19 protein-coding genes and 2 rRNA genes are annotated in these 21,653 nt (G+C 50.6%); 19 read left to right on the forward strand and 2 right to left on the reverse strand.

The annotated features are described in order from the left end of the window. A 23S ribosomal RNA gene (locus ACQY18_RS00260) occupies positions 1 to 984 on the forward strand; the annotation flags it as partial. Between the two features lie 202 nt (positions 985 to 1,186). Further along, positions 1,187 to 1,305, forward strand: a 5S ribosomal RNA gene (rrf, locus tag ACQY18_RS00265). Between the two features lie 279 nt (positions 1,306 to 1,584). On the opposite strand, the gene ACQY18_RS00270 is transcribed toward rrf, so the two are convergent. Both ACQY18_RS00270 and ACQY18_RS00275 read right to left on the reverse strand, forming a co-directional pair. Beyond that, positions 1,585 to 1,998: a hypothetical protein gene (locus ACQY18_RS00270; protein ID WP_428038419.1), complete on the reverse strand. Its 414-nt coding sequence runs from the start codon at positions 1,996 to 1,998 to the stop codon at positions 1,585 to 1,587. Between the two features lie 127 nt (positions 1,999 to 2,125). Further along, complete coding sequence (locus ACQY18_RS00275; RefSeq protein ID WP_428038420.1) at positions 2,126 to 2,383, reverse strand: hypothetical protein; 258 nt, start codon at positions 2,381 to 2,383, stop codon at positions 2,126 to 2,128. A gap of 202 nt (positions 2,384 to 2,585) precedes the next feature. On the opposite strand from ACQY18_RS00275, the gene ACQY18_RS00280 reads away from it, so the two are divergent. From ACQY18_RS00280 to ACQY18_RS00360, 17 genes are all read left to right on the forward strand, one after another. Next, a complete protein-coding gene (locus ACQY18_RS00280; RefSeq protein ID WP_428038421.1) occupies positions 2,586 to 3,152 on the forward strand; it encodes a hypothetical protein in 567 nt (188 codons plus the stop codon). Between the two features lies 1 nt (position 3,153). Continuing rightward, on the forward strand, positions 3,154 to 4,839 hold the full coding sequence (locus ACQY18_RS00285) for a hypothetical protein (RefSeq protein ID WP_428038422.1): 1,686 nt from the start codon (positions 3,154 to 3,156) through the stop codon (positions 4,837 to 4,839). A 243-nt stretch (positions 4,840 to 5,082) separates the two neighbouring features. Continuing rightward, positions 5,083 to 5,607, forward strand: a complete 525-nt coding sequence (gene rplJ / locus ACQY18_RS00290; protein ID WP_176778132.1) for a 50S ribosomal protein L10 — start codon at positions 5,083 to 5,085, stop codon at positions 5,605 to 5,607. Between the two features lie 263 nt (positions 5,608 to 5,870). Then, the gene (rplL, locus tag ACQY18_RS00295) at positions 5,871 to 6,248 is read left to right on the forward strand and encodes a 50S ribosomal protein L7/L12 (RefSeq protein WP_176778137.1); all 378 of its coding nucleotides are present in this window, start codon (positions 5,871 to 5,873) and stop codon (positions 6,246 to 6,248) included. 160 nt (positions 6,249 to 6,408) lie between these two features. Then, entirely contained in the window at positions 6,409 to 10,269 is a 3,861-nt protein-coding gene (gene rpoB / locus ACQY18_RS00300) for a DNA-directed RNA polymerase subunit beta (RefSeq protein WP_428038423.1), read from the forward strand. Positions 10,270 to 10,287: 18 nt separating this feature from the next. Beyond that, the gene (rpoC, locus tag ACQY18_RS00305; protein WP_428038424.1) at positions 10,288 to 14,451 is read left to right on the forward strand and encodes a DNA-directed RNA polymerase subunit beta'; all 4,164 of its coding nucleotides are present in this window, start codon (positions 10,288 to 10,290) and stop codon (positions 14,449 to 14,451) included. After that, on the forward strand, positions 14,451 to 14,831 hold the full coding sequence (gene rpsL, locus ACQY18_RS00310) for a 30S ribosomal protein S12 (RefSeq protein ID WP_176778129.1): 381 nt from the start codon (positions 14,451 to 14,453) through the stop codon (positions 14,829 to 14,831). The genes rpoC and rpsL overlap by 1 nt, the downstream gene beginning before the upstream one ends. Positions 14,832 to 14,849: 18 nt before the next feature. Continuing rightward, positions 14,850 to 15,329, forward strand: a complete 480-nt coding sequence (gene rpsG, locus ACQY18_RS00315; RefSeq protein ID WP_176778128.1) for a 30S ribosomal protein S7 — start codon at positions 14,850 to 14,852, stop codon at positions 15,327 to 15,329. A gap of 15 nt (positions 15,330 to 15,344) precedes the next feature. Next, complete coding sequence (gene fusA, locus ACQY18_RS00320; RefSeq protein ID WP_176778127.1) at positions 15,345 to 17,447, forward strand: elongation factor G; 2,103 nt, start codon at positions 15,345 to 15,347, stop codon at positions 17,445 to 17,447. A gap of 356 nt (positions 17,448 to 17,803) precedes the next feature. Then, positions 17,804 to 18,127, forward strand: a complete 324-nt coding sequence (locus ACQY18_RS00325) for a hypothetical protein (protein ID WP_428038425.1) — start codon at positions 17,804 to 17,806, stop codon at positions 18,125 to 18,127. A gap of 42 nt (positions 18,128 to 18,169) precedes the next feature. Then, positions 18,170 to 18,493, forward strand: a complete 324-nt coding sequence (locus ACQY18_RS00330) for a hypothetical protein (RefSeq protein WP_428038426.1) — start codon at positions 18,170 to 18,172, stop codon at positions 18,491 to 18,493. Between the two features lie 4 nt (positions 18,494 to 18,497). Next, positions 18,498 to 18,854, forward strand: a complete 357-nt coding sequence (locus ACQY18_RS00335) for a hypothetical protein (RefSeq protein WP_428038427.1) — start codon at positions 18,498 to 18,500, stop codon at positions 18,852 to 18,854. 9 nt (positions 18,855 to 18,863) lie between these two features. Next, complete coding sequence (locus tag ACQY18_RS00340; RefSeq protein ID WP_176778123.1) at positions 18,864 to 19,217, forward strand: hypothetical protein; 354 nt, start codon at positions 18,864 to 18,866, stop codon at positions 19,215 to 19,217. A 331-nt stretch (positions 19,218 to 19,548) separates the two neighbouring features. Beyond that, entirely contained in the window at positions 19,549 to 19,893 is a 345-nt protein-coding gene (gene rpsJ, locus ACQY18_RS00345) for a 30S ribosomal protein S10 (RefSeq protein ID WP_428038428.1), read from the forward strand. Positions 19,894 to 19,910: 17 nt separating this feature from the next. Next, entirely contained in the window at positions 19,911 to 20,702 is a 792-nt protein-coding gene (gene rplC / locus ACQY18_RS00350; protein ID WP_176778122.1) for a 50S ribosomal protein L3, read from the forward strand. A gap of 12 nt (positions 20,703 to 20,714) precedes the next feature. Further along, entirely contained in the window at positions 20,715 to 21,347 is a 633-nt protein-coding gene (gene rplD, locus ACQY18_RS00355; protein ID WP_176778121.1) for a 50S ribosomal protein L4, read from the forward strand. Further along, positions 21,347 to 21,643, forward strand: a complete 297-nt coding sequence (locus tag ACQY18_RS00360) for a 50S ribosomal protein L23 (protein ID WP_176778120.1) — start codon at positions 21,347 to 21,349, stop codon at positions 21,641 to 21,643. The genes rplD and ACQY18_RS00360 overlap by 1 nt, the downstream gene beginning before the upstream one ends. Positions 21,644 to 21,653 lie beyond the last annotated feature (10 nt).

The following is a 21,653-nucleotide window of genomic DNA, read 5'->3' on the forward strand; positions in this document are numbered from 1 at the left end:
GTCCTAAGGTAGCGAAATTCCTTGTCGGGTAAGTTCCGACCTGCACGAATGGCATAACAAAGAAGCCGCTGTCTCGACGGTGGGCTCGGCGAAATTGTGGTTCAAGTGAAGACGCTTGATACATGCAGCAAGACGAAAAGACCCTATGGAGCTTTACTGTAGCTTGTTATTGGATTACGGTTTACACTACGTAGTATAGCTGGGAGCCTTTGAAATATCCCTTGTGGGGGGTATGGAGGCAACAGTGAAATACCAGCTTTTGTGGATTGTGATTCTAACCTATACCCGTGAATCCGGGTTGGGGACAGTGGCAGGTGGGCAGTTTGACTGGGGCGGTCGCCTCCTAAAGAGTAACGGAGGCGTTCTAAGGTTCCTTCAGGCCGTATAGAAATCGGCCATTGAGCGCAAAGGTAGAAAGGAGCTTGACTGTGAGGACGACGGTCCGAACAGGTGCGAAAGCAGGACTTAGTGATCCGGTGGTCCCTCGTGGGAGGGCCATCGCTCAACGGACAAAAGCTACCCTGGGGATAACAGGCTGATCGGGCCCAAGAGTTCACATCGACGGCTCGGTTTGGCACCTCGATGTCGGCTCATCACATCCTCCCGCTGAAGCAGGTGGGAAGGGTTGGGCTGTTCGCCCATTAAAGTGGTACGTGAGCTGGGTTCAGTACGTCGTGAGACAGTACGGTCTCTATCTGCTGTATGCACAGGAAACTTGAGAGGAGTTGTCCATAGTACGAGAGGGCCTGGATGAACGAACCTCCTGTATATCAGTTGTCTCGCCAGAGGCATAGCTGATTAGCGGTGTTCGGTAGGGATAAACGCTGAAAGCATATAAGCGTGAAACCCGCCTCAAGATAAGGTTTCCCTGGTAGATTAACTACCCAGAAGACCCCCGGAAGACTACCGGGTTGATAGGCAGAGTGTGTAAGCACAGTAATGTGTTCAGCTAATCTGTACTAATAGGTCGTGAGGCTTGGCCATATTCTTTAATCCAGATTGAAGAATAAGTGTAATAAAAAACACTTGCGCTTTTCTAAAATTTCTGATATCATAACTGTTGGAAGGTTTGCGATGACCTGTTGCAACTAAACAGCGAGCACGTTTCCAACACTCTTAAAAAGGAGTTGCCTAAACGCTATTCCTTTTTACAGATTTGTTCTTTTACTTAAGAGGCTGGAATGAGACTGATAATAATTCCGAAGAGGCAACACCCGTTCCCATTCCGAACACGGCAGTTAAGCTCTTCAGGGTCGATGGTATTGGCACCCAATTCGGTGCTGAGAGAGTAGATCGTTGTCGGTCTCATCCCAGCCTTTTATCTTTTAGAATTTGAACCCCGCTTCCAACGCGGGGTTTTTTATTGCCTTTTTGAAACCAGTTTATTGGGGGCAGCCGTAAAGGGTAGCTTATAACGCGGGGTGTCGGGGGGCGTATTGAAACCCCAACCAGGCAATCCCGGCGGAATAACCATACTTATAACGCGGGGGTTTTTTTGTGTTTTTGAAACCCACCGGCTATGCTGGGGAATATTTATTTGTGTTTTTGCAAACATTAGCCAGGTAATAACGGCGCCAACCCCGCTTACAAGCGGGGTTTTTTCTGCTTTTGCAGGTATTTTTGAGCGGTTGGACAAAAACTTTCAAAGGGGCATTGTTTTTCTTTTTTACTTTCGCAACCATTATTTTTACAAATTTTGTCTTTCCCTATTTTCCAAAATGCAAAGTCCAACAAGGCAGGAAATTTGGGGTTTATGGCGCGGGCCTTAAATATAACAACATCCTTGTCTATTTTATTATAATCCGGTTTTTGGGAGCCGGACATATTGATTAACCCCAACTTGCACATGGCTCTTTTAACATGTATATCCGGGGATATATCAATAGTTTGTCGGCTGGTTGTAAATTTTGTTTCGGCATATCTTCTTTGCCAAATATTTATAGCCATGGTTGCTTTTTTGATTCCTATACCGTTAAATTGCAATAATTGGACAATCACGTCGGCACAATTTTTAGATTTTTTCCAAATTAACGAAGCATCGTCCGCATAATCCTCATGGATTTTTTAATCGCTTCTTTGAAATACTTGTCATTATGATAACGAGAGAAAGACCTTATTTTCTTTTCTAAACATTTAATATGTTTTTTTGTTTTCCATAAAATGTTTCATAAAAATTCTTAAAATCATATCCTATGGTTGTGGAAATATCTTCCAGCGTATCCCAAATCTTATCCGAATTAGCCCCTGAATTTAGGATACAACCTAATAAAAATAGATGAGGATATTTTTTGAATTTTTTTTGTTGCTCATCATTTTTTTCTTTGCTTATTTGTTTTTTCTCTTCTTGAAGCGCTATTTTTATAATTTTTTGTTCTATTGTCATAGGCAATCCTGCTAAAATTTAATTATATCTTTTTAGTCCGTTTTTGGGTCAAGTTCGGTAAAAAGCCGTTATCCTTGCTCCCAATGGTTTGAAACAAAACTTGCCTTTTTAGTTCCTGGTGCAAATTCCCTTTAGTTAATACCGCGGCGGTGCTTGCCGGATAGGCGCCCTTTATGTAAAATATAAAAACAAGGAGGGCCTTATGCAAAACTGGAAACGCTTTTTATATTTGTTGGCGGTGGCGGTGTTTGGCTTGGCGGGGGTGGCTCGGGCGGAAGTGCTGTCCGTGGTGTTCTTGCAGGAAAAATACTCGCTGGAAGAAAGATGGGGCAACGAGTCCCTCTGGCGCAACGAATATACGGTAGACGTGCCGGACCCGGCTTTCCAGCGGCGCGTGCGCGTGTGGGAAATCACGCAAGACGGGCTTTCCGCGCAAGAGGCGGCCCAATACATTTTGCGTATGGCGGCCCCGCAAGGGCGGTTTTCCACCTGGGATTTGAACGAAAACGAAGTCATGCTTACCTTCTTTGGCGGGGAGCCCGGCGATAACCGCGCCCCGTACGTGACTCCGGCCTTTAACGCGTGGAAAATTGTAAAAAGCAAATGCGGGGCGGTGGCAGTCGGTTTTGTGTTTGCGGCGTATTCCACCTTGGGGGATGCACAGGAAGATATGCGCCGCAGTATCGTGTTTGCGCGTACGGTGCAAAAAGGGCAGCAGGATTGGCTCAGCGATTTACAACACTTGCCGGTGCCCCCGGTGTGGCGGTAAAATGAAAAAATGGATTTTTAGTGCGGCGCTCGTCTGGTGGGCGGCGGCCTTTTTAACGGCTTCCCCTTGGGGCATTGACTCCCCGCAGGCGGCGCCGTTTTTTTTGGCTAAAGTGGCCGCGCGGGAGCCGCTTGCCGTGTGTGTAGACGGGGCGGGTTGGCAGGAAACCTCCACGGCTCCGTTGGGGGAGGCGCTGTCGCGCTGGTTGCGTTCCGTTTACAGCCGGATAGAAGAGTCCGGCCGCATGGAAGAATTTAAGGATTTGCAAACCGTGCTGACAAACCCCGTGGTTATTACGCCCCAACCTTGCAGTAAAAACGCCGCTATTGAAAAACAGTATGAAAAATACCTGCGGCAAGGCTCGCTGGCGCGGGGGTATGCGTTCGCCCCGGTGCAGGAAGATTTGCGGGTCATTTTACTGCCGGCTCAAGCGGTGGCGGATTTAAGCGGCAACGCGCAGGCCATGGGGTATTTGGTGCCGGCCACGGCGCAAACTCCGGCGGTGTTGGCCTTAAACCGGGCGGCCGACGTGAAAGAACTTTGGCAAGGGGTGGGCGGCAGTTTGGCTATGCCGCGTACTTCGGCTAAAAAGAGCAAACCGTATATGATTCACGGCGGGGCGGATTTTTCTTGCGCGGATTTGGATGATTTTATTTTGGGGTTGGATTGTTTGGCGGGGCTCCGTCCGCGGCGCGGCGGGGCGGCCGGGTGGAAAAGTTTTTGCCCGCGCAGTTTAACCAGTTATGTAAATTGCAAAGCACAGGGCGGTTGGAAGAAAACGGACGACAAGGCACTGCCCTCGCGCGCGGTGTATGATGTGTGGCGGCAAGCGGCTCTGCGTAAACAAGATTTGGACCCGGCGGTTATGTCCGGCGGATATGACCCCGCCGCGCGGGAAGATTACACCCAAACCCGCAAAGATTCCCAAGGGCGGCTGACGTATGCCCGCCGCGGGCCGGAAGAATATTTTTGGACGTACGAACCCCGCTTTACCCGCGTAAAAAGTTTGTTAAACGGGGAATTATTGCACGAAACGGATATTATCCAAACGCCGCGGTATTTATCCATAGAGCGCAAAGCGGGGGGAAAATACCGCCGCGCGTGGAGCATTGATTTTTTGGCGGACGGCGCCTTATCCACCGAGGAAGAAGAGTTGGCGGACGGCGCGGAAAAAGTGTTCGCGCGCAAAGTAAGTTTTGCCGTGTGGACGGACTCCCGCGAAGAAACGTATGACGAGCCGGACCTGAACTTAAACACCACCGTTTTACGCCCGAACGAGGGCACGGATGGCGAGTGGATTGTAGTAAAAACGGACCGCAAAACCAGGTATGCGGGCTTGCGCGTGGAATTGGACGAAAACGGCCCGCGCGGGCTGGAAGAATATGTACCGATGAGGCCGCAGACTTTCTTGCGCGGGGAGCGGATGCTGCCTTTTGAAACGCGCTTTGGCGAAAACGGCCCGGCGCCGGACTTTCATAGCGAGTTTACACGCCAAAATCTACTGCGGGATGCGCGCGAAAGCCGGCTGTATGCCCAGCGTTTCAGGCAGCTAATGCACAATTTTTACCCGGGGTTGGATTTAAGCGGCGCGCCCCTGCAGTCTTTCCGGCGCGAGGCGGGCAAAAGTTGGTACCGCCGCAAACCGGGGGCTTCCCCGCGGATACAAAAATTTGTGCCGAAAAAATAAACAAATCCGCAAAAAATTTGATATAATATGTACAAGAGCCGCGGATAAGACGTTTGCAAAAATGGTTGCAATAGGCGGCTTTTATTGATAAAATAATTGTAGCAACAAAACAGATTTACTTACGCGTCAACCAAGACACCTCCGACGAGAAATTCGTAGGGAAAGGTGCCGTTGGCTGTCGTTTTCTCTGTCTGAAAAGAAAGAAAAAACGGCTAAAAAACGCGGTGTAATACAGGCAAAAAAATGAACCTGACCAAAGACCAAAAGAAACAAAAGTCGCAAGACTTATCCAGCGAAATCCAAAACGCCGGCACCTTGTTCTTCACGGCCTATCAAGGCTTGAAGTTCGTGGATATGGCTGCCCTGCGCGCGTTGCTGGCTCCCACGGGTGCTAAATTCCGTGTGGAACGCAACGCGATTGTAGAACACGCCATTCGCCAGGCCAACATTGAAGGCGCTGACTCCAAGCTCTTCCAGGGCCCGACGGCTATTGCCGTTGGCGGAGACATCGCCGCGGTGGCCAAAGCGTTGGTGGACTTCCAAAAGAAGTTTGCGGCTTTGAAGCTCAGAGCTTGTTATTCTGACGGCGTATGGTACAACGAAGAACAGGTTAAACAATTGGCTACCATTGGTACCAAGGAAGAAAACCTCTCCAAGTTGGCCGGTGCGTTGTACAACGCAGTTGCGCAGTCTGCTCAAGTCCTGCAAGCTCCGATACGGGATTTTGCCTACGTCATCAAAGCTTTGGAAGAAAAACAAGGCAAATAATGGCGTATGCACCGTCAGGTGCGCCGGACGGTTCTTTTTTAGAAACGGTTTTGTTTTTGCCTGGGGGATTTAGCCCGCGCGGCTTTTCCCCCGGCAAAAGGCAAATACCGCCCGGATTTTTAACAAATCCGGCCGCCGGAAGGTAAAATCTAAACCCGCCAAAGTGCGGTAGTAGCCCGAAAGGATAAATGCACGGGCCTAAACCCGGTTTAGGCAGAAGGCAGCTACTCTATATAAACAAGGAAACATTAAAAATGGCTAAAATGACCAAAGAAGAATTAGTAAATGCTATTGCTGAACTCACCGTTCTGGAACTTTCCGAACTCGTGAAAGCTATTGAAGAAAAATTCGGCGTTAAGGCTGCCGCTCCCGCTGTGGCCGTTGCTGCTGCTCCTGCTGCTGCCGGTGCCGCCGCTGCCGAAGAAAAAGATGAATTCAACGTTGTGTTGACCGCTGTTGACGCTGCCAAAAAAATCAGCGTTATTAAAGTAGTGCGCGAAATCACCGGCTTGGGCTTGAAAGAAGCCAAAGACTTGGTGGAAGGCGCCCCGAAAGCCGTAAAAGAAAACGTTGCCAAAGCCGAAGCTGAAGAATTGAAAAAGAAAATCACCGAAGCCGGCGGCACCGTAGAACTCAAATAGTAGCACAACGTATTATTTAAGCCCATGTCCCCGCGCTTGCGCGGGGCTTGGGCTTGCGTACCCCCCAAAGTGTTTGGGTATTTAAGCAGTCTACCAGTTGTTGCGAGTGCGTGCAACCACCGGCGGACCGCTTACAAAAAAGCAGCAGGATATTGGCAAAATGATTGAAAAGCAAATAAATTTCGGCAAAATCTCCACCAAGCTCCCTTTACCCAATTTATTGGATATGCAACAAAGCTCCTTTAAGGACTTTTTGCAAGAAGATGTCCCCCCGTCTAAACGGGAACTGAAAGGCCTTCAGGCCGCATTTGAGGACGTCTTCCCTATTGAAGCCCCCGATGGGAGCATGAGACTTGAATTTTTGAAATATGAATTTGGAACCCCGCGCTACGCCACGCCGGCCGAAGCCACCGTGCGCGACAGCACTTATTCCGTGCCGCTCAAAGCGGTGTTGCGCCTGTATGTAAAACAGAAAAACGGGAAAATGAAAGAAGCCTCCGACCAAGACGTCACCTTGTGTGATGTGCCGCTGATGACGGATGCCGGTTGCTTTGTGTATAACGGGGCCGAACGTGTGGTGGTCAGCCAGATGCACCGCTCCCCGGGTATTATTTTTGAAGAAGACGAAGAAAAGAAACAATCCACCTTTGGTAAACGCCTGTATGTGGCGCGCATTATCCCGTACCGCGGTGCGTGGATTGAGTTTTCGTTTGACTTGATGAACGCCCTTTGGGTGCGCATTGACCGCAAGAAAAAAGTGTTAGCCTCCACGTTCCTGCGCGCTTGTGGTTTGGAAACCAACGCACAGATTATCCAAACTTTCTATAACTGCGAAGAAGTGGAAGTAAAGCCTACTGCTATTGAAAACGTCATCGGCCGCTATGCCGCGGATGATATTTACGACCCGTCCACCGGTGAAGTGCTTTGGAACCTGGACGATAAAGCCACCCTGCCGATTGACGATAAACTTTTCAAAACGTTAATTGAAAAGAACGTAAAAACCATTAAAGTAATTGCCGGTAAGCCCCGCCAGGATGACCCCGGTATTTTGGCCACGTTGGAACACCGCAAGGATTCCATCCGCACCGCCGCCGAAGCCCAAGCCGAAATTTATAAAAAGATGAGAGGCCAGGACTTTGTGGTTAAGGAACAGGCCGAAACCTTCCTGGATAACTTAATTTTTGATAACATCCGCCGCTATGACCTCAGCTTTGTGGGCCGCTATAAAATCAACAAAAAATTCCACAAACTGTTTGAATTAATCGGCAAAAACAAATTCAAAAAGTTTACCGCTCCGTCCGATAAACGCCGCACGTTGTCGCCGGAAGATATTGTAGTGACCGTAAAGTATTTGCTGGCCTTGAACGCCGGCGAAGATGCGCAAAAAATGTATGGCGACGATATGGTCTTTAAGGTAGACGATATTGACCACTTGGGCAACCGCCGTATCCGCGGGATTGGGGAATTGTTGGAAAACCAAATCCGCGTGGGGCTTTCCCAAATGGCAAAAACGGCGCGTGACCGCATGAACCGCGAGCTGACCTCTTTTACGCCCCGCGCGTTGGTCAACGCCCAGCCGGTGCAAGCTATTATCCGCAAATTTTTCGGTACGTCCCAACTGTCCCAGTTTATGGACCAAATCAACCCGTTAGGGGAATTGACCCACAAACGCAGACTTTCCGCTTTAGGGCCCGGCGGTTTGAACCGCAAACGCGCCGGCTTTGAAGTGCGCGACGTACACTATACCCACTACGGCCGCGTGTGCCCCATTGAAACGCCGGAAGGCCCGAACATCGGGTTGATTACCTCTTTGGCGTGCTATTCCAAAGTAAACAAATTCGGTTTGATTGAAACGCCGTATTTGAAAGTGGAAAACGGCAAACTGACCGGGCGCATTGAATCCTTAACCGCCGACGAAGAAGACGATAAATTCGTGGCGCAGGCCAATACGCCGGTGGACGAAAAAGGCAAAATTATTGCCGATACCGTCCAGGGCCGTATCCGCGCGGACTATCCGCTCGTTTCCCCCAAGGAAGTGGACTATATGGACGTGTCCCCCTTGCAGGTTATCAGCGTGTCCGCCGCGTTAATTCCGTTCTTGGAACACGACGACGCCAACCGTGCCTTGATGGGCTGCAACATGCAACGCCAGGGCGTGCCGCTGCTCATTACCGAAGCCCCTTATGTGGGTACCGGTATTGAACACGAAGTCGCCCGCGACTCCGGTACCGCCGTGGTTGCCAAACGCGACGGCGTGGTGCAATTTGCCGACGCTTCCAAAATTATCGTGAAAGCCAAAGACGGCTCCGACGATATTTATGAACTTTTGAAATATAAACGCTCCAACCAAGATACCTGCATTAACCAACGCCCGATTGTATTTACCGGCGATAAAGTGGTGCAAGGGCAAGTGTTGGGCGACGGCCCGTCCATGGATAACGGCTATTTGGCGTTGGGCCGCAACGTGCTGGTAGGCTTTATGTGCTGGGAAGGGTATAACTACGAAGACGCCATCTTGGTTTCCAGCCGCTTGGTAAAAGAAGATATGTTTACCTCTATCCACTTGCACGAATTTACCGTGGACTCCCGCAACACCAAACTGGGCGCGGAAGAAATCACCCGCGATATTCCGAACATTGGTGCGGAAGCGCTTTCCCATTTGGATAACGACGGTATTGTGTTGCCGGCCACGGTGGTGGAACCGGGGGATATTTTGGTAGGTAAAGTGACCCCGAAAGGCGAACAACAATTAACGCCGGAAGAAAGATTGTTAAAAGTAATCTTCGGTAAAAAAGCCGATGACGTGGTGGATGCCTCCTTGCGCGTTCCGCCCGGCACCAGCGGCAAAGTAATCGGCACCCGCGTATTTGTACGCAAAGAAAAGCTGACGAAAGCCGAAGAAAAAGCCCGCTTGAAAGCGTTGGTGGACGAAAAAGACGCCACGCTGGAACTTTTGAAAGAACAACGCAAACGCGCTTTGGCCAACGCCAAAGAAACGCTGAAAGATGCGGAATATAAGAAAGAAGAAGCCCGCTTGAACGCGTTGTATAAATTGATGGAGAAAAAAGCGGACGAACACTTCACCCGCGAAACGGAATTTGCTAAACAAGGGGATGAGCTGGGTGTGACGGTCAACAAATCCGTCAAAGTGTTTATTGCTTCCAAACGCAAACTGCACGTTGGGGACAAAATGTCCGGCCGCCACGGGAACAAAGGGGTGGTCGCGCGTATTTTGCCGGAAGAAGATATGCCTTTCTTGCCGGACGGCACCCCGCTGGATATTGTGCTTTCTCCGTTGGGTATTCCTTCCCGTATGAACGTGGGCCAGTTGTTGGAAACCATGCTCGGTTGGGCGGCGCACTACTTGCATTACAACGCCGCTACCCCGGTGTTTGACGGCCCGAGCGAAGCCAAAGTGGTGGAAGAAATCCGCAAAGCAAAAGAGAAAATTTTGGACGATAAAGGACTTACGGGTAAAGCGCGCGCCGAATACGCCGCCAAATACCTGCCGGACGATTACTGCCGTATTACGCTGTACGACGGCCGCACCGGCGAACCGTTTGAAGAAAAAGTGACTATCGGCTACAAATATATGTTGAAACTGATTCACTTGGTGGAAGACAAGGTTCACGCCCGCTCCACCGGTCCTTACAGCTTAATTACGCGCCAGCCCTTGGGCGGTAAAGCCCAGTTCGGCGGCCAGCGCTTCGGGGAAATGGAAGTGTGGGCCATTGAAGGTTATGGTGCAACGTATACGCTGCAAGAATTCCTGACGGTCAAGTCCGACGATTTTGTGGGCCGTACCAAAATGTACGAATCTATCGTAAAAGGCGAAGCCCCTGCCCAACCCGGTGTGCCGGAATCCTTTAAGGTATTAATTAAAGAATTGCAGGCACTCGGTTTAAGCGTGGACTTGCTGAAGAAAGTGGACGAAGAAGGCGCGAACGGCGCGCCTTCCGCCTCCGAAAAATTGGTTGAGGCCAAAGACGCCGATATTGAGGCGGGAATTGTGACGAAATAGCGTTCGGAGCTTTTGAAAATGCAAACGAAAAAAGTGAAAAAACTTAGCGAATTAAATTTCTTTGATTTTGATGCCATTAAATTGGGCATTGCCAGCCCGGAACAGATACTGTCCTGGTCTTACGGGGAAGTAAAAAAACCGGAAACCATCAACTACCGCACGCTCAAACCGGAGCGCGACGGTCTGTTCTGCGAACGTATCTTCGGGCCGACCAAAGACTACGAATGCGCCTGCGGTAAATACCGCTGGGTAAAATTCAAAGGGATTCAGTGCGACCGCTGCGGTGTGGAAATTACCGAAGCGAAAGTGCGCCGCGAACGCATGGGCCATATTGAATTGGCCGTGCCGGTGGCCCACGTTTGGTTCTTGCGCAAAAACCCGTCCCGCATTGGTATTATTTTGGATATGCGCACCAGCGATTTGGAACGCGTGGTGTACTATGCCGCCTATGTGGTAATTGAAGACTGCATAGACAGCGTGACCGGGCGCACGGATTTCAAAAAAGGCACGTTGCTTTCCGACGTGCAAGTGCGCGAAGCCCGCAAAAAACACGGTGCCCGCTTGAAAGTGGACATCGGGGCTCCGGCTATCCAAAAATTATTGCAAGGCATTGATTTTGATAAAGAAATTCCGGCCCTGCACGAACAGTTGAAAAACACGCAGAGCGAACTGGAACGCACCAAACTTATCCGCCGCATTAAAACGATGGAAGAATTTAAGGAAAGCGGCAACCGCCCCGAATGGATGATTATGAGCGTACTGCCGGTCATTCCGCCGGACTTGCGCCCGCTCGTTCCGCTGGATGGCGGCCGTTTTGCGGCTTCTGACTTGAACGACTTGTACCGCCGCATTATCAACCGCAACAACCGCTTGAAACATATTGAATCCTTGCGCGCGCCGGAAGTGATGATTTATAACGAAAAACGCCTCCTGCAAGAAGCGGTGGATGCGTTGATTGAAAACGGTGCCCGCGGTAAAGTTTCTATCGGGCCCGGCGGCAGACCGCTGAAATCTCTTTCCGACAGCATTAAAGGTAAACACGGTCGTTTCCGCCAGAACTTGCTGGGTAAACGCGTGGACTATTCCGGCCGCTCCGTTATTGTGGTAGGCCCGAACTTGAAACTGCACCAGTGCGGTTTGCCGAAACTGATGGCGTTGGAACTTTTCAAACCGTTTATCATTGGCGAATTGATGAAGAAAGAAGGCGTCACCTTGAAATCCGCCAAAAAGATGTTGGAGCGCGTCCGCCCGGAAATTTGGGATATTTTGGAAAAAGTGACCAAAAATCACCCGGTCCTTTTGAACCGCGCCCCCACCTTGCACCGCTTGGGTATCCAGGCGTTTGAACCGGTACTGATTGAAGGTAAAGCCATTCAGTTGCACCCGCTTACCTGTGCCGCTTTCAACGCTGACTTCGACGGTGACCAGATGGCCGTTCACGTGCCGCTTTCTTTGGAAGCCCAAATGGAAGCCCGCGCGCTGATGTTGGCCTCTAACAACATTTTATCTCCCGCGTCCGGCAAGCCGATTGCCACGCCGTCCCACGATATGGTATTGGGTATTAACTTTATTACCACCATTAAGGACGGCGACATCGGCGAAGGCTCTATCTTCGGCAGTAAAGAAGAAGCCCTCGTGGCGTTGGAATACGGCAAACTGTCCTTGCACGCTAAAATTAAAGTGCGCGGATTAAACGTAATTGCCGAACCCGGTTTGGACCCGAAAGATGAAGGGAATGCCTCCAAATGGAAAGATTTTACTTCCGTGGGCCGCATTATTTTCAACCAAGTAATGCCCAAAGGGTGGAACTACATCAACAAGACCGTGGACAAAAAAGTCTTGGCCGCGTTGGTGGACGAATGTTATAAGAGCAAAGAATACGGCCGCTATGCCGCCGTACAGCTTTTGGATAACATTATGAAGATGGGCTACCACTATGCTACGCTGTCCGGCTTGTCTATTTCCGTGGCGGATATGACGATTCCGTCTGCCAAACAGAAATACATTGCGGATGCCAAAAAACAAGTGGCCCAAATCCAAGCCCAGGCGGATGCCGGTATCATTACCGAAGGCGAACGCTATAACAAAGTAATTGATATTTGGACCCGCGTGACGGATGACGTGGGTAGCGAACTCTTCAAAGAAATGAAAAAATTTGAAGATTCCAAATATGACCCCACCAATAAGGAACACAGCGGCCAGCGCTTTAACTCCGTCTACATGATGGCTGATTCCGGCGCCCGCGGTTCCCGCCAACAGGTGCGCCAGTTGGCCGGTATGCGCGGTTTGATGGCTAAACCGCAGAAGAAACTGACCGGCGGCCAGGGTGAAATTATTGAAAACCCGATTACCGCTAACTTCCGTGAAGGGCTGTCCGTGTTGGAATACTTTATTTCCACGCACGGTGGTCGTAAAGGTCTTTCCGATACGGCTTTGAAAACAGCCGACGCCGGTTATTTAACCCGCCGTTTGGTGGACGTAGCCCACAACGTAGTAATTACGGAAGAAGACTGCGGCACCCACAACGGGATTGTAGTTAAATCCTTGATGAGCGGCGAAGATATGGTGGAACCGATTGAAGAACGTATTTTGGGCCGCACCAGCTTGGAAGACGTGGTGGTCAAAACTCCGGACGGTAAAGATTTAACCATCATTAAAGAAGGCGATTTGATTACGCTGGAACAGAGCAAACTGGTCAAACAATATGGGGTGGAATCCGTACGCATCCGCTCCGTGCTGACCTGCGAAGCGCCGTTCGGCGTGTGCGCCCGCTGCTATGGCTTGTCCTTGGCTACCGCTACCAGAAGCAACCCCGGCGATTCCGTGGGTATTATTGCGGCCCAGTCCATCGGCGAACCGGGTACCCAGCTTACGTTGCGTACGTTCCACATCGGTGGTACGGCGTCGCGCGTGTTGGCCCGCAGCCAGGCGGTTGCCGAAGTTTCCGGCAAAGTGACCTTCAAAGATATGAAGCTCATTACGGACCGCTTTGATAAAAAAATCTGCATTTCCCGCAATGGCTCTATCTTTGTAGAGGCCGGAAATGGTACAATAAAAGAATATAAGATTCAGTATGGTGCGGCCGTGTACACCGCGGATAAAGCCCATGCTGAAAAAGGGACGCTGCTGGCCGAATGGGACCCGCACTCTATTCCTGTATTGGCGGAAGTGACCGGAACGGTTAAACTTTCCGACGTAGTGGAAGGTATTACCTTGCAGGAAGAACGCAACAAAGTGACGGGTGTTATTGAACGTAAAATCATCGCCAGCCGCATGGGCAAAAAGAACCCGCGTATCAGCATTGAAGGCAAAGGCTCCAAGATGAACTTGCCGTTGCCGATTGATACGATTTTGATGGTAGAAAGCGGGGAAGAAGTAGAACCCGGTGATATTTTGGCAAAAATCGCCCGCGAAGCCGGCAGTACCAAAGACATCACGGGCGGTCTGCCCAGAATTGCGGAATTGTTTGAAGCCCGCCGCCCGCGCAACCCGGCCATTATTGCCGAGTTTGAAGGGATTGTGAGCTTGGAAACGTCCCCGAAAGGTTTGATTGAAGTAGTCGTGCGGAATGAAGAAACCAACCAGGTTAAACAGTACAGCATTCCGCAAGGCAAACACTTGGTCGTGTACGAAGGCGACCACGTTGGCGTGGGCGAAGCCCTGACCGACGGCGCTATTGACCCGCACGATGTGTTGCGTGTCAAAGGCGATAAAGAAGCACAAGAGTTCCTGTTAAACGCCATTCAGGAAGTGTACAGACTGCAGGGCGTGACGATTAATGACAGACATATTGAGGTTATTGTCCGTCAGATGTTGGGGAACGTAAAAATTCTGGACGCAGGTGATACGGCGTTCCTGAAAGGTGAAATCCGCAGCAAAGCCAGCTGGCTCAGAGAAAACGCTAAAATGAAAGCGGCCGGCAAAAACATGGCGGATGCGGAAACCATCCTTTTGGGTATCAGCAAAGCATCCCTCGCTTCCGAATCGTTTATATCCGCGGCAAGCTTCCAAGAAACCACCAAGGTTTTGACGGATGCCGCAATTACGGGCCAGGTGGACGAATTGCAAGGCCTGAAAGAAAATGTAATCGTAGGCCATTTGATACCGGCGGGTACGGGTATTTCCGCCCGGCAAATTGCCGAAGAGTTTGAAGAAAAACGCAAAGAAACAGGAGAGAAGTAATGCCAACAGTAAACCAATTAGTGAAATACGGACGGGCGAAAGAAATTCACAGAACGAAATCCCCGGCGTTGCAAGCTTGCCCTCAAAGAAGAGGCGTCTGCACCCGTGTTTATACCACAACCCCCAAAAAGCCTAACTCTGCTTTAAGAAAGGTTGCCCGTGTAAAGTTGACCTCCAAAGTGGAAGTCACCGCTTACATTCCCGGTGTGGGCCACAACTTGCAGGAACACTCTATTGTGTTAGTGCGCGGTGGCCGTGTGAAAGACTTGCCGGGTGTGCGCTATCACATCATTCGCGGCGCGTTGGACGCGTCGGGCGTTGAAAACAGAAAACAGGGCAGATCTCTTTACGGCGTAAAGAGACCCAAGGCCGGTAAATAATTTAGGAGTTAGAACAGTATGCCTAGAAAAGGTTTAAGACCCAGAGACAGAAGACCGCAACCCGCACCGGATTTTAAGTACAATTCCGTGTTGGTTTCCCGGTTTATTAACAAATTGAATTTTGAAGGTAAAACTTCCGCCGCCGAAAAAGTATTAGACGGCGCCATGGCTATCATTGCCGAAAAAACCAAAGAAAACGCGCTGGACGTATTCAATAAATGTATTGAAAACGTCCGCCCGTTGGTGGAAGTAAAAGCCCGCCGCGTGGGTGGTGCTACTTATCAGGTTCCTACGGAAGTAAAACCGTTGCGCAGCACCTCTTTGGCTATGCGCTGGCTGATTGGCGCCGCGCAAAGCCGCAAAGGCCGCCCGATGGCTGAAAAATTGGCCGAAGAAATCATCTTGGGCGCCAAAAAAGAAGGCACCGCTTTCAAGAAAAGAGAAGACGTGCATAAAATGGCCGAAGCCAACCGCGCTTTTGCCCATTTCAAATGGTAATTGGGAACTAAAGATATGGCTGAATTCAAAACCTATCCGTTAGATAAAATCAGAAACATCGGTATTATCGCGCACATTGACGCCGGTAAGACCACCACCTCTGAAAGAATCCTTTACTATACCGGTAAAGTGCATAAAATCGGGGAAACGCACGACGGCGCGTCCGTGACGGACTGGATGGAACAGGAACGCGAACGCGGTATTACTATTACCTCCGCCGCCATTTACTGCGTTTGGAAAGATTGCCAACTCAACATTATTGACACCCCCGGCCACGTGGACTTCACCGCCGAAGTGGAACGTTCTTTGCGCGTTCTGGACGGCGCTGTGTGCTGCTTTGACGGCGTGCAGGGCGTGGAACCCCAGTCTGAAACCGTATGGCGCCAGGCTGATAAGTACCATGTACCCCGTATTGCTTACATCAACAAGATGGACCGCATCGGCGCGGACTTCGTCCGCTCCGCCAACTCCATTAAGGAAAAACTGGGCGGCAACGCTTGCCCCATTCAGCTTCCTGTCGGCGCCGAAGATAAATTCGTCGGCGTGGTGGACTTGGTAAAAATGAAAGCCATTATTTGGGACGGCGACCACAACGGCGCCACCTTTAACGAGGTAGAAATCCCGGCGGACCTGAAAGAAGCGGCCGAAAAAGCCCACTTGGAAATGATTGAAAAGCTGGCGGATTTTGATGAAGCCTTAATGGAACGCTACTTGAACGGCGAAACGAACTTCACCGTTGAAGAAATTAAAAAAGCCATTCGTAAAGGTACCTTAACGGGTAAATTCTTCCCCGTGATTTGCGGTTCCTCTTACAAAAACAAAGGCGTTCAACCCTTGTTGGACTGCGTGAACGATTATCTACCCTCTCCTGTAGACGTTCCTGCCGTCAAAGGGACCAATCCCAACACGGGCGAAGAAGAATTCCGCAAACCGTCCAACACGGAACCGTTCTGCGGCTTAATCTTCAAAATTCAAACGGACCCGTTTGTGGGTAAATTAAGCTTCTTCCGCATTTATTCCGGTATGCTTAAAGCCGGTGATACGGTGTTCTTCCCCGGCAAAAACGCCTCTGAACGCTTCGGCCGTATGATGCGTATGATGGCCGACAAACGCGAAGAAGTAAAAGAATTGGGCGCCGGCGAAATTGCCGCCACCGTGGCTATTAAAAATGCCCGCGTGGGGCAGACCATTTGCTCTCCGGACCACCCGATTGTGCTGGAAAGCATCACTTTCCCTGAACCGGTAATCTCCATCGCCGTGGAACCCAAATCCAAGGCCGATGAAGAAAAAATGTCCAACGCGCTGGCCCGCTTGGCCGAAGAAGACCAAACCTTCCGCGTGCATACGGACGAAGAAACCGGCCAAACCGTTATTTCCGGTATGGGCGAACTCCACTTGGATATTATTGTTGACCGCATGAAACGCGAATTCAACGTACAAGCCAACGTGGGCGCGCCGCAGGTTGCGTATCGCGAAACCATCACCAAAACGGTGGAACAGGAAACCAAGTTTGTGCGCCAGTCCGGCGGTCGTGGTCAATATGGTCACGTCTTCCTTAGACTGGAACCGCAGGAAAAAGGCAAAGGGTTTGAATTCGTTAACGAAATCACCCAAGGCCGTATTCCGAAAGAATACATCCCTGCTATTGAAAAAGGCTGCCGCGAAGCGCTGGATTCCGGTGCGATCGCCGGGTACCCCTTGGTGGATATTAAAGTGGCCGTGTTTGACGGTTCCTTCCACGAAGTGGACTCCTCCGAAATGGCCTTTAAGATTGCTGCCTCTATGGCCTTGAAAGACGGCGCCAAGAAAGCCAACCCGATTATTCTGGAACCTATCATGAAAGTAGAAGTGGTAGCTCCGGAAGCCAACTTGGGCGATATTATTGGTGACTTGAGCTCCCGCCGCGGCCAAATCGGCGAAATGGGTGTGCGCGGCAACGTGCGCTATGTACGCGCCGAAGTGCCGCTGGCCGAAATGTTCGGCTATGCCACCAACGTCCGCTCCTTATCTCAGGGCCGCGCGTCGTTCACCATGGAACCCAGCCACTATGCTGAAGTCCCGGCGAACGTAGCCAAAGCCATTATTGAAAAGAGAACGGCTGAAAAGACTGCCGCCTAATCAGGTTGCAACTTGAACATTTACGGAACGCCTGCCAAAAGCGGGCGTTCCGTTTTTTGTTGTAGGGATATGCGTTGTGGGGGGAGCTGGGCCGTTGCGTGGGGGCGCGGCTTTTGTGTGGCGGAACCCGCGTTGCCCAGTGCGTATGCGCGTGGTGGGGGGCGTGATTTTTGAGGGAAGGGCGGATAAGCCGTTGGGCGTGGTGGGGGATAAACCTTACCCGGGGCGTGGTAAATTTCGGCAAAATGCGCGGCGCTTTCCGGCCGTAGCGGTCAATCACTCAACTGGGCATATTGTGTAAACAGCAACGCAAACGCGCGGCGCTTTCCGGCTCGTTTTTTGCTACAATACCAAATATGAGATTTCCTTTCATTTTAGGGGCGGTGTGCCTGCTTGCGGTCGGCTGTGCGCCCAGTTTGCAAAAACACCAAAACCAGCTTTTTGCCCGCTTTGTGGCACAAGCCCATGTGGGTTGTTCGGCGGATGAAGAATGTACGGCCGTTCTGCTTTCGTGCCGTTATCCCCAATGGGGCTATGCCGCCATTAACCGTTTGGAGCTGGGGGATGTTAAGCGTATCCGCCAGGCCGATTGGTACACCCGCTGTAAAAAAGAGCCGCCGCCCGCGGATGAAATCCCTACCCGGTGTGTTTCCGGGCGGTGCCGGTTAGTAAACCCATAAACAGATTTGGTATAATATAAAAAACTTATCAGGGAGACTTTTATGCTAAAACAAATTGCTGTCGGTTTGTTGTTGATCGCCGGTGTATTGGGGGCGGGGTGCGCTTCGGCTCCTAAAAACGGGCATACCTATACCCAGCTGATTCAGGCTAACCAAGACTGCCGGACGGATGCGGATTGTGTAGCTGTCAACCGTTCCTGCTGCCGCTGTGACGGTAAAGTTGCCGTCAACCGGCGTGTGGCCGCCGCTTTGCGCACTAAATGGCTCAGCGACTGCCCCACCGCCGTCTGCACCCAAGAAATGTGCTATACGGATTTGAACGTGTCCTGCCAAAATAACCGTTGCGTGGGTACTTTGGCCCAATAAATTTATGAAACAGTGGAAACTTCTTTTGTGTGGTTGTGCGGCCCTTTTTGTGGGGGCCTGCACCAGCCCAAGCGCCGCGGTGAATGCCGTTCCGGCGGAATATGCCCAATTAGTGGCTTCGGCCGATAAAACCTGCCAAACGGATAGCGATTGCGCCGCCGTTCAAAAGGGCTGTTGCCCTTGCGCGGGTTATGAGGCCGTCAACGCCCGCGTGGCCGCCAAATTGCAAAAAAAGCTGAAAAAAGCGTGCGGTATGGCCGCTTGCACTTTGGAAATGTGCTACGAGGAAATTACGCCTAAATGCGTAAAGAACCAATGCGCGGGAGAGCTTAAACCAATGTCCGCGTATCGGATGAATTAGAGGAAATAAATGAAAAAAGTATTTTTTATGATGTTAGCCGCCGGGTTGTTTGCCGCGTGCGGTACTGCCCAGCAAAACGTGGGGATTAACGCCGTTCCGGCCCAATTAACCAAGGCCGTGGCGGCGGCAGATAAAGCCTGTCAGGCCGATAGCGATTGCGTGGCCGTGCAGAAAGGTTGCTGCCCCTGCGCCGGGTATGAAGCCGTAAATAAAACGGCGGCCCAAAAGGTTCAAACGGTGTTGGATAAAGCCTGCGCCGGCGGCGGTTGCACGCGCGAAGCGTGCTATACGCGCATTACCACCCAGTGTGTAAACCACGTTTGCACAGGTACCCTGGTGGCTCCGCGTGCGGTAGCTTTGTAAGTTATTAAAATAACAAAAGGCCGGCCCGAAAGCCGGTCTTTTTGTTTGTAAAGAAAGCAACCACCGGTTTGTATTGGAGAATACCTTTACAACCCTAAACAGATTTTATACAATATACATAAGCGAATTTTAGGCGTTGGATTTGAACGCAAAACGGTGAAAATTGTTAGTAAAAATTCTACGCAAACGCCCCTGAATTTTGGTATAATAAATAGTACCGAATTTAGACGCATGGCAGAGAAATTCCTTACCGGCCCGACGAGAAAGGCGACCGGTGAAGGTTTTTCTGCCCTATAATTTTTTATTAAAAGTTGTTTTAAGGAAATCAAAAATGGCAGAAAAAACTGAAAAGAAAGCTCACGCGCTGAGCCAAGAAAGAATCCGCATTAAACTGCGTTCTTATGACCATCGCATGTTGGACACCTCGGTTTCCCGCATTGTGGAAACTGCCCAAAAAACGGGTGCCATCGTGGCGGGTCCTGTTTTGTTGCCGGTTCGGATTAAAAAGTACACCGTACTTCGCTCTCCTCATACCGACAAGAAAAGCAGAGAACAGTTTGAAATGCGTATTCACAAAAGACTTATTGACTTGAAAAGCCCCACCTCCAAAACCGTGGACGAACTGATGAAATTGGATTTGCCCGCCGGTGTGGATGTGGCCATTAAAAGCAATTAATAGGAAATACAGACACTATGACAGAAGAAATCAAACAAGCTGCTGGTGCCCAAGAGGCAACGAACGTTGCTGAAGCGGCCAAAGCAGAAACTGTCAAAGAAGCTCCCGAATCTTTCCGCTTTGTAATTGGGGAAAAAGTCGGCATGACGCAGCTCTTTGATGAAAAAGGCAATCTGCATGGCGTATCCGTTGTAAAAGCGGGTCCGTGCAAGGTTGTGCGTGTCAGAACCCTGGAAAAAGACGGCTACAACGCCGTTTGCGTGGGTTTTGGCGAAGTGAAAGAAAGCAAGCTCAACAAACCCGAACTCGGGTACTTCAAAAAAGTAAACGCCGCGCCGGTTAAACACATGAAAGAATGCCGTGTTGCCGACGTGAACGGTTTTGAAATCGGCCAAGTCATTTCACTTGAAAAAGTATTCAAACCCGGCGACTATGTAGACGTGCAGGGTAAAATTAAAGGCCACGGCTTTGCGGGCGCTATGAAACGCCACGGGTTCGCCGGCCAGCCGGATTCCCACGGTGCTTCCGACAGATGCCGCGCACCGGGTTCTTTGGGTTCCCGCCGCTCCTTGGGTAAAGTGCTTTCCGGCCAGCGCATGGCTGGTCATTACGGCACCACCACCCATACCGTATCCAAAATTGAAGTTATCAAAGTGGACAACGAAAACGGACTTCTTTTCTTGAAAGGCTCCGTACCGGGTGCCAAAGGCTCCATCGTGTCCGTGTTGGAAACTTCCAAAAACAGAAAACACGTAGTGGCTCCCGTGGTGCAGAAAATCTCTGCTTCCAAAGCCGCTAACAAGAAGTAAGGACTTGGACCTATGGAAACAAAAGTTTTAGATATTAAAGGTAAAGAAAAAGGGACCTGCGCTCTGCCGGAAAGTTTGTTCGCCGTCAAAGCCAACCCTACCTTCTTGCACGAAGTCGTCACTGCTTTCTTGGCCAACCAAAGAAGCGGCACCGCCGATGTGAAAACCCGCAGTGAAGTTTCCGGCACCGGCAAAAAACCGTGGAAACAGAAAGGCACCGGCCGCGCCCGCCAGGGCAGCTTGCGCGCCCCTCAATTCCGCCACGGTGGTGTAGCTTTCGGGCCCACCCCGCACTCTTACCGCCAGGAATTGCCGGTTGCCAAACGCCGCTTGGCTTTGGCTATGGCGCTTTCCACCAAATTGTCCGAAGGCAACTTGGTCGTCTTGGAAGATTTGAAAGTATCCGAACCCAAAACCAAAGCGTTTGCCGCTGTGTTGGAAACCCTTTCCGCCGGGCGCAAACCGTTGTTGTTGGGCAACTTTGCGGATGCCAACACTAAGTTAGCCGGGCGCAATATTGCCGGGTTGACCCACCTTCTTCCTGAAGACATTAATGCCTATGTAGTGCTTAACAGCACCAAGGTTATTATGACCAAAGAAGCGTTGGAAAAAATTAGCGCCACGTTTACCAAGGAGGCCAAATAATGACCCGTACTTACGAAATTCTTAAAAAGCCTCTTTTGACCGAAAAAAGTGTGGTCGCCAGAGATGCGCAAAACCGCTATGGTTTTGTGGTATCCAAAAATGCATCTAAGGGCGAAATCAAAACTGCCGTAGAAAAGATCTTTAACGTCACTGTTGTTAAAATTAACACCATTACCGTCACGGGCAAAACGCACCGCATGGGCCGGTATGAAGGCAAAAGACCTGACTACAAAAAAGCTTTCGTCACCCTTAAAGAAGGCGATAAAATAGAAGTGGTTGAAGCCACTGCTAAGTAGAGTATTAAGG

It is taken from the genome of Candidatus Avelusimicrobium faecicola (genome assembly GCA_900540405.1).
Taxonomy (GTDB): Bacteria; Elusimicrobiota; Elusimicrobia; order Elusimicrobiales; family Elusimicrobiaceae; genus Avelusimicrobium; species Avelusimicrobium faecicola.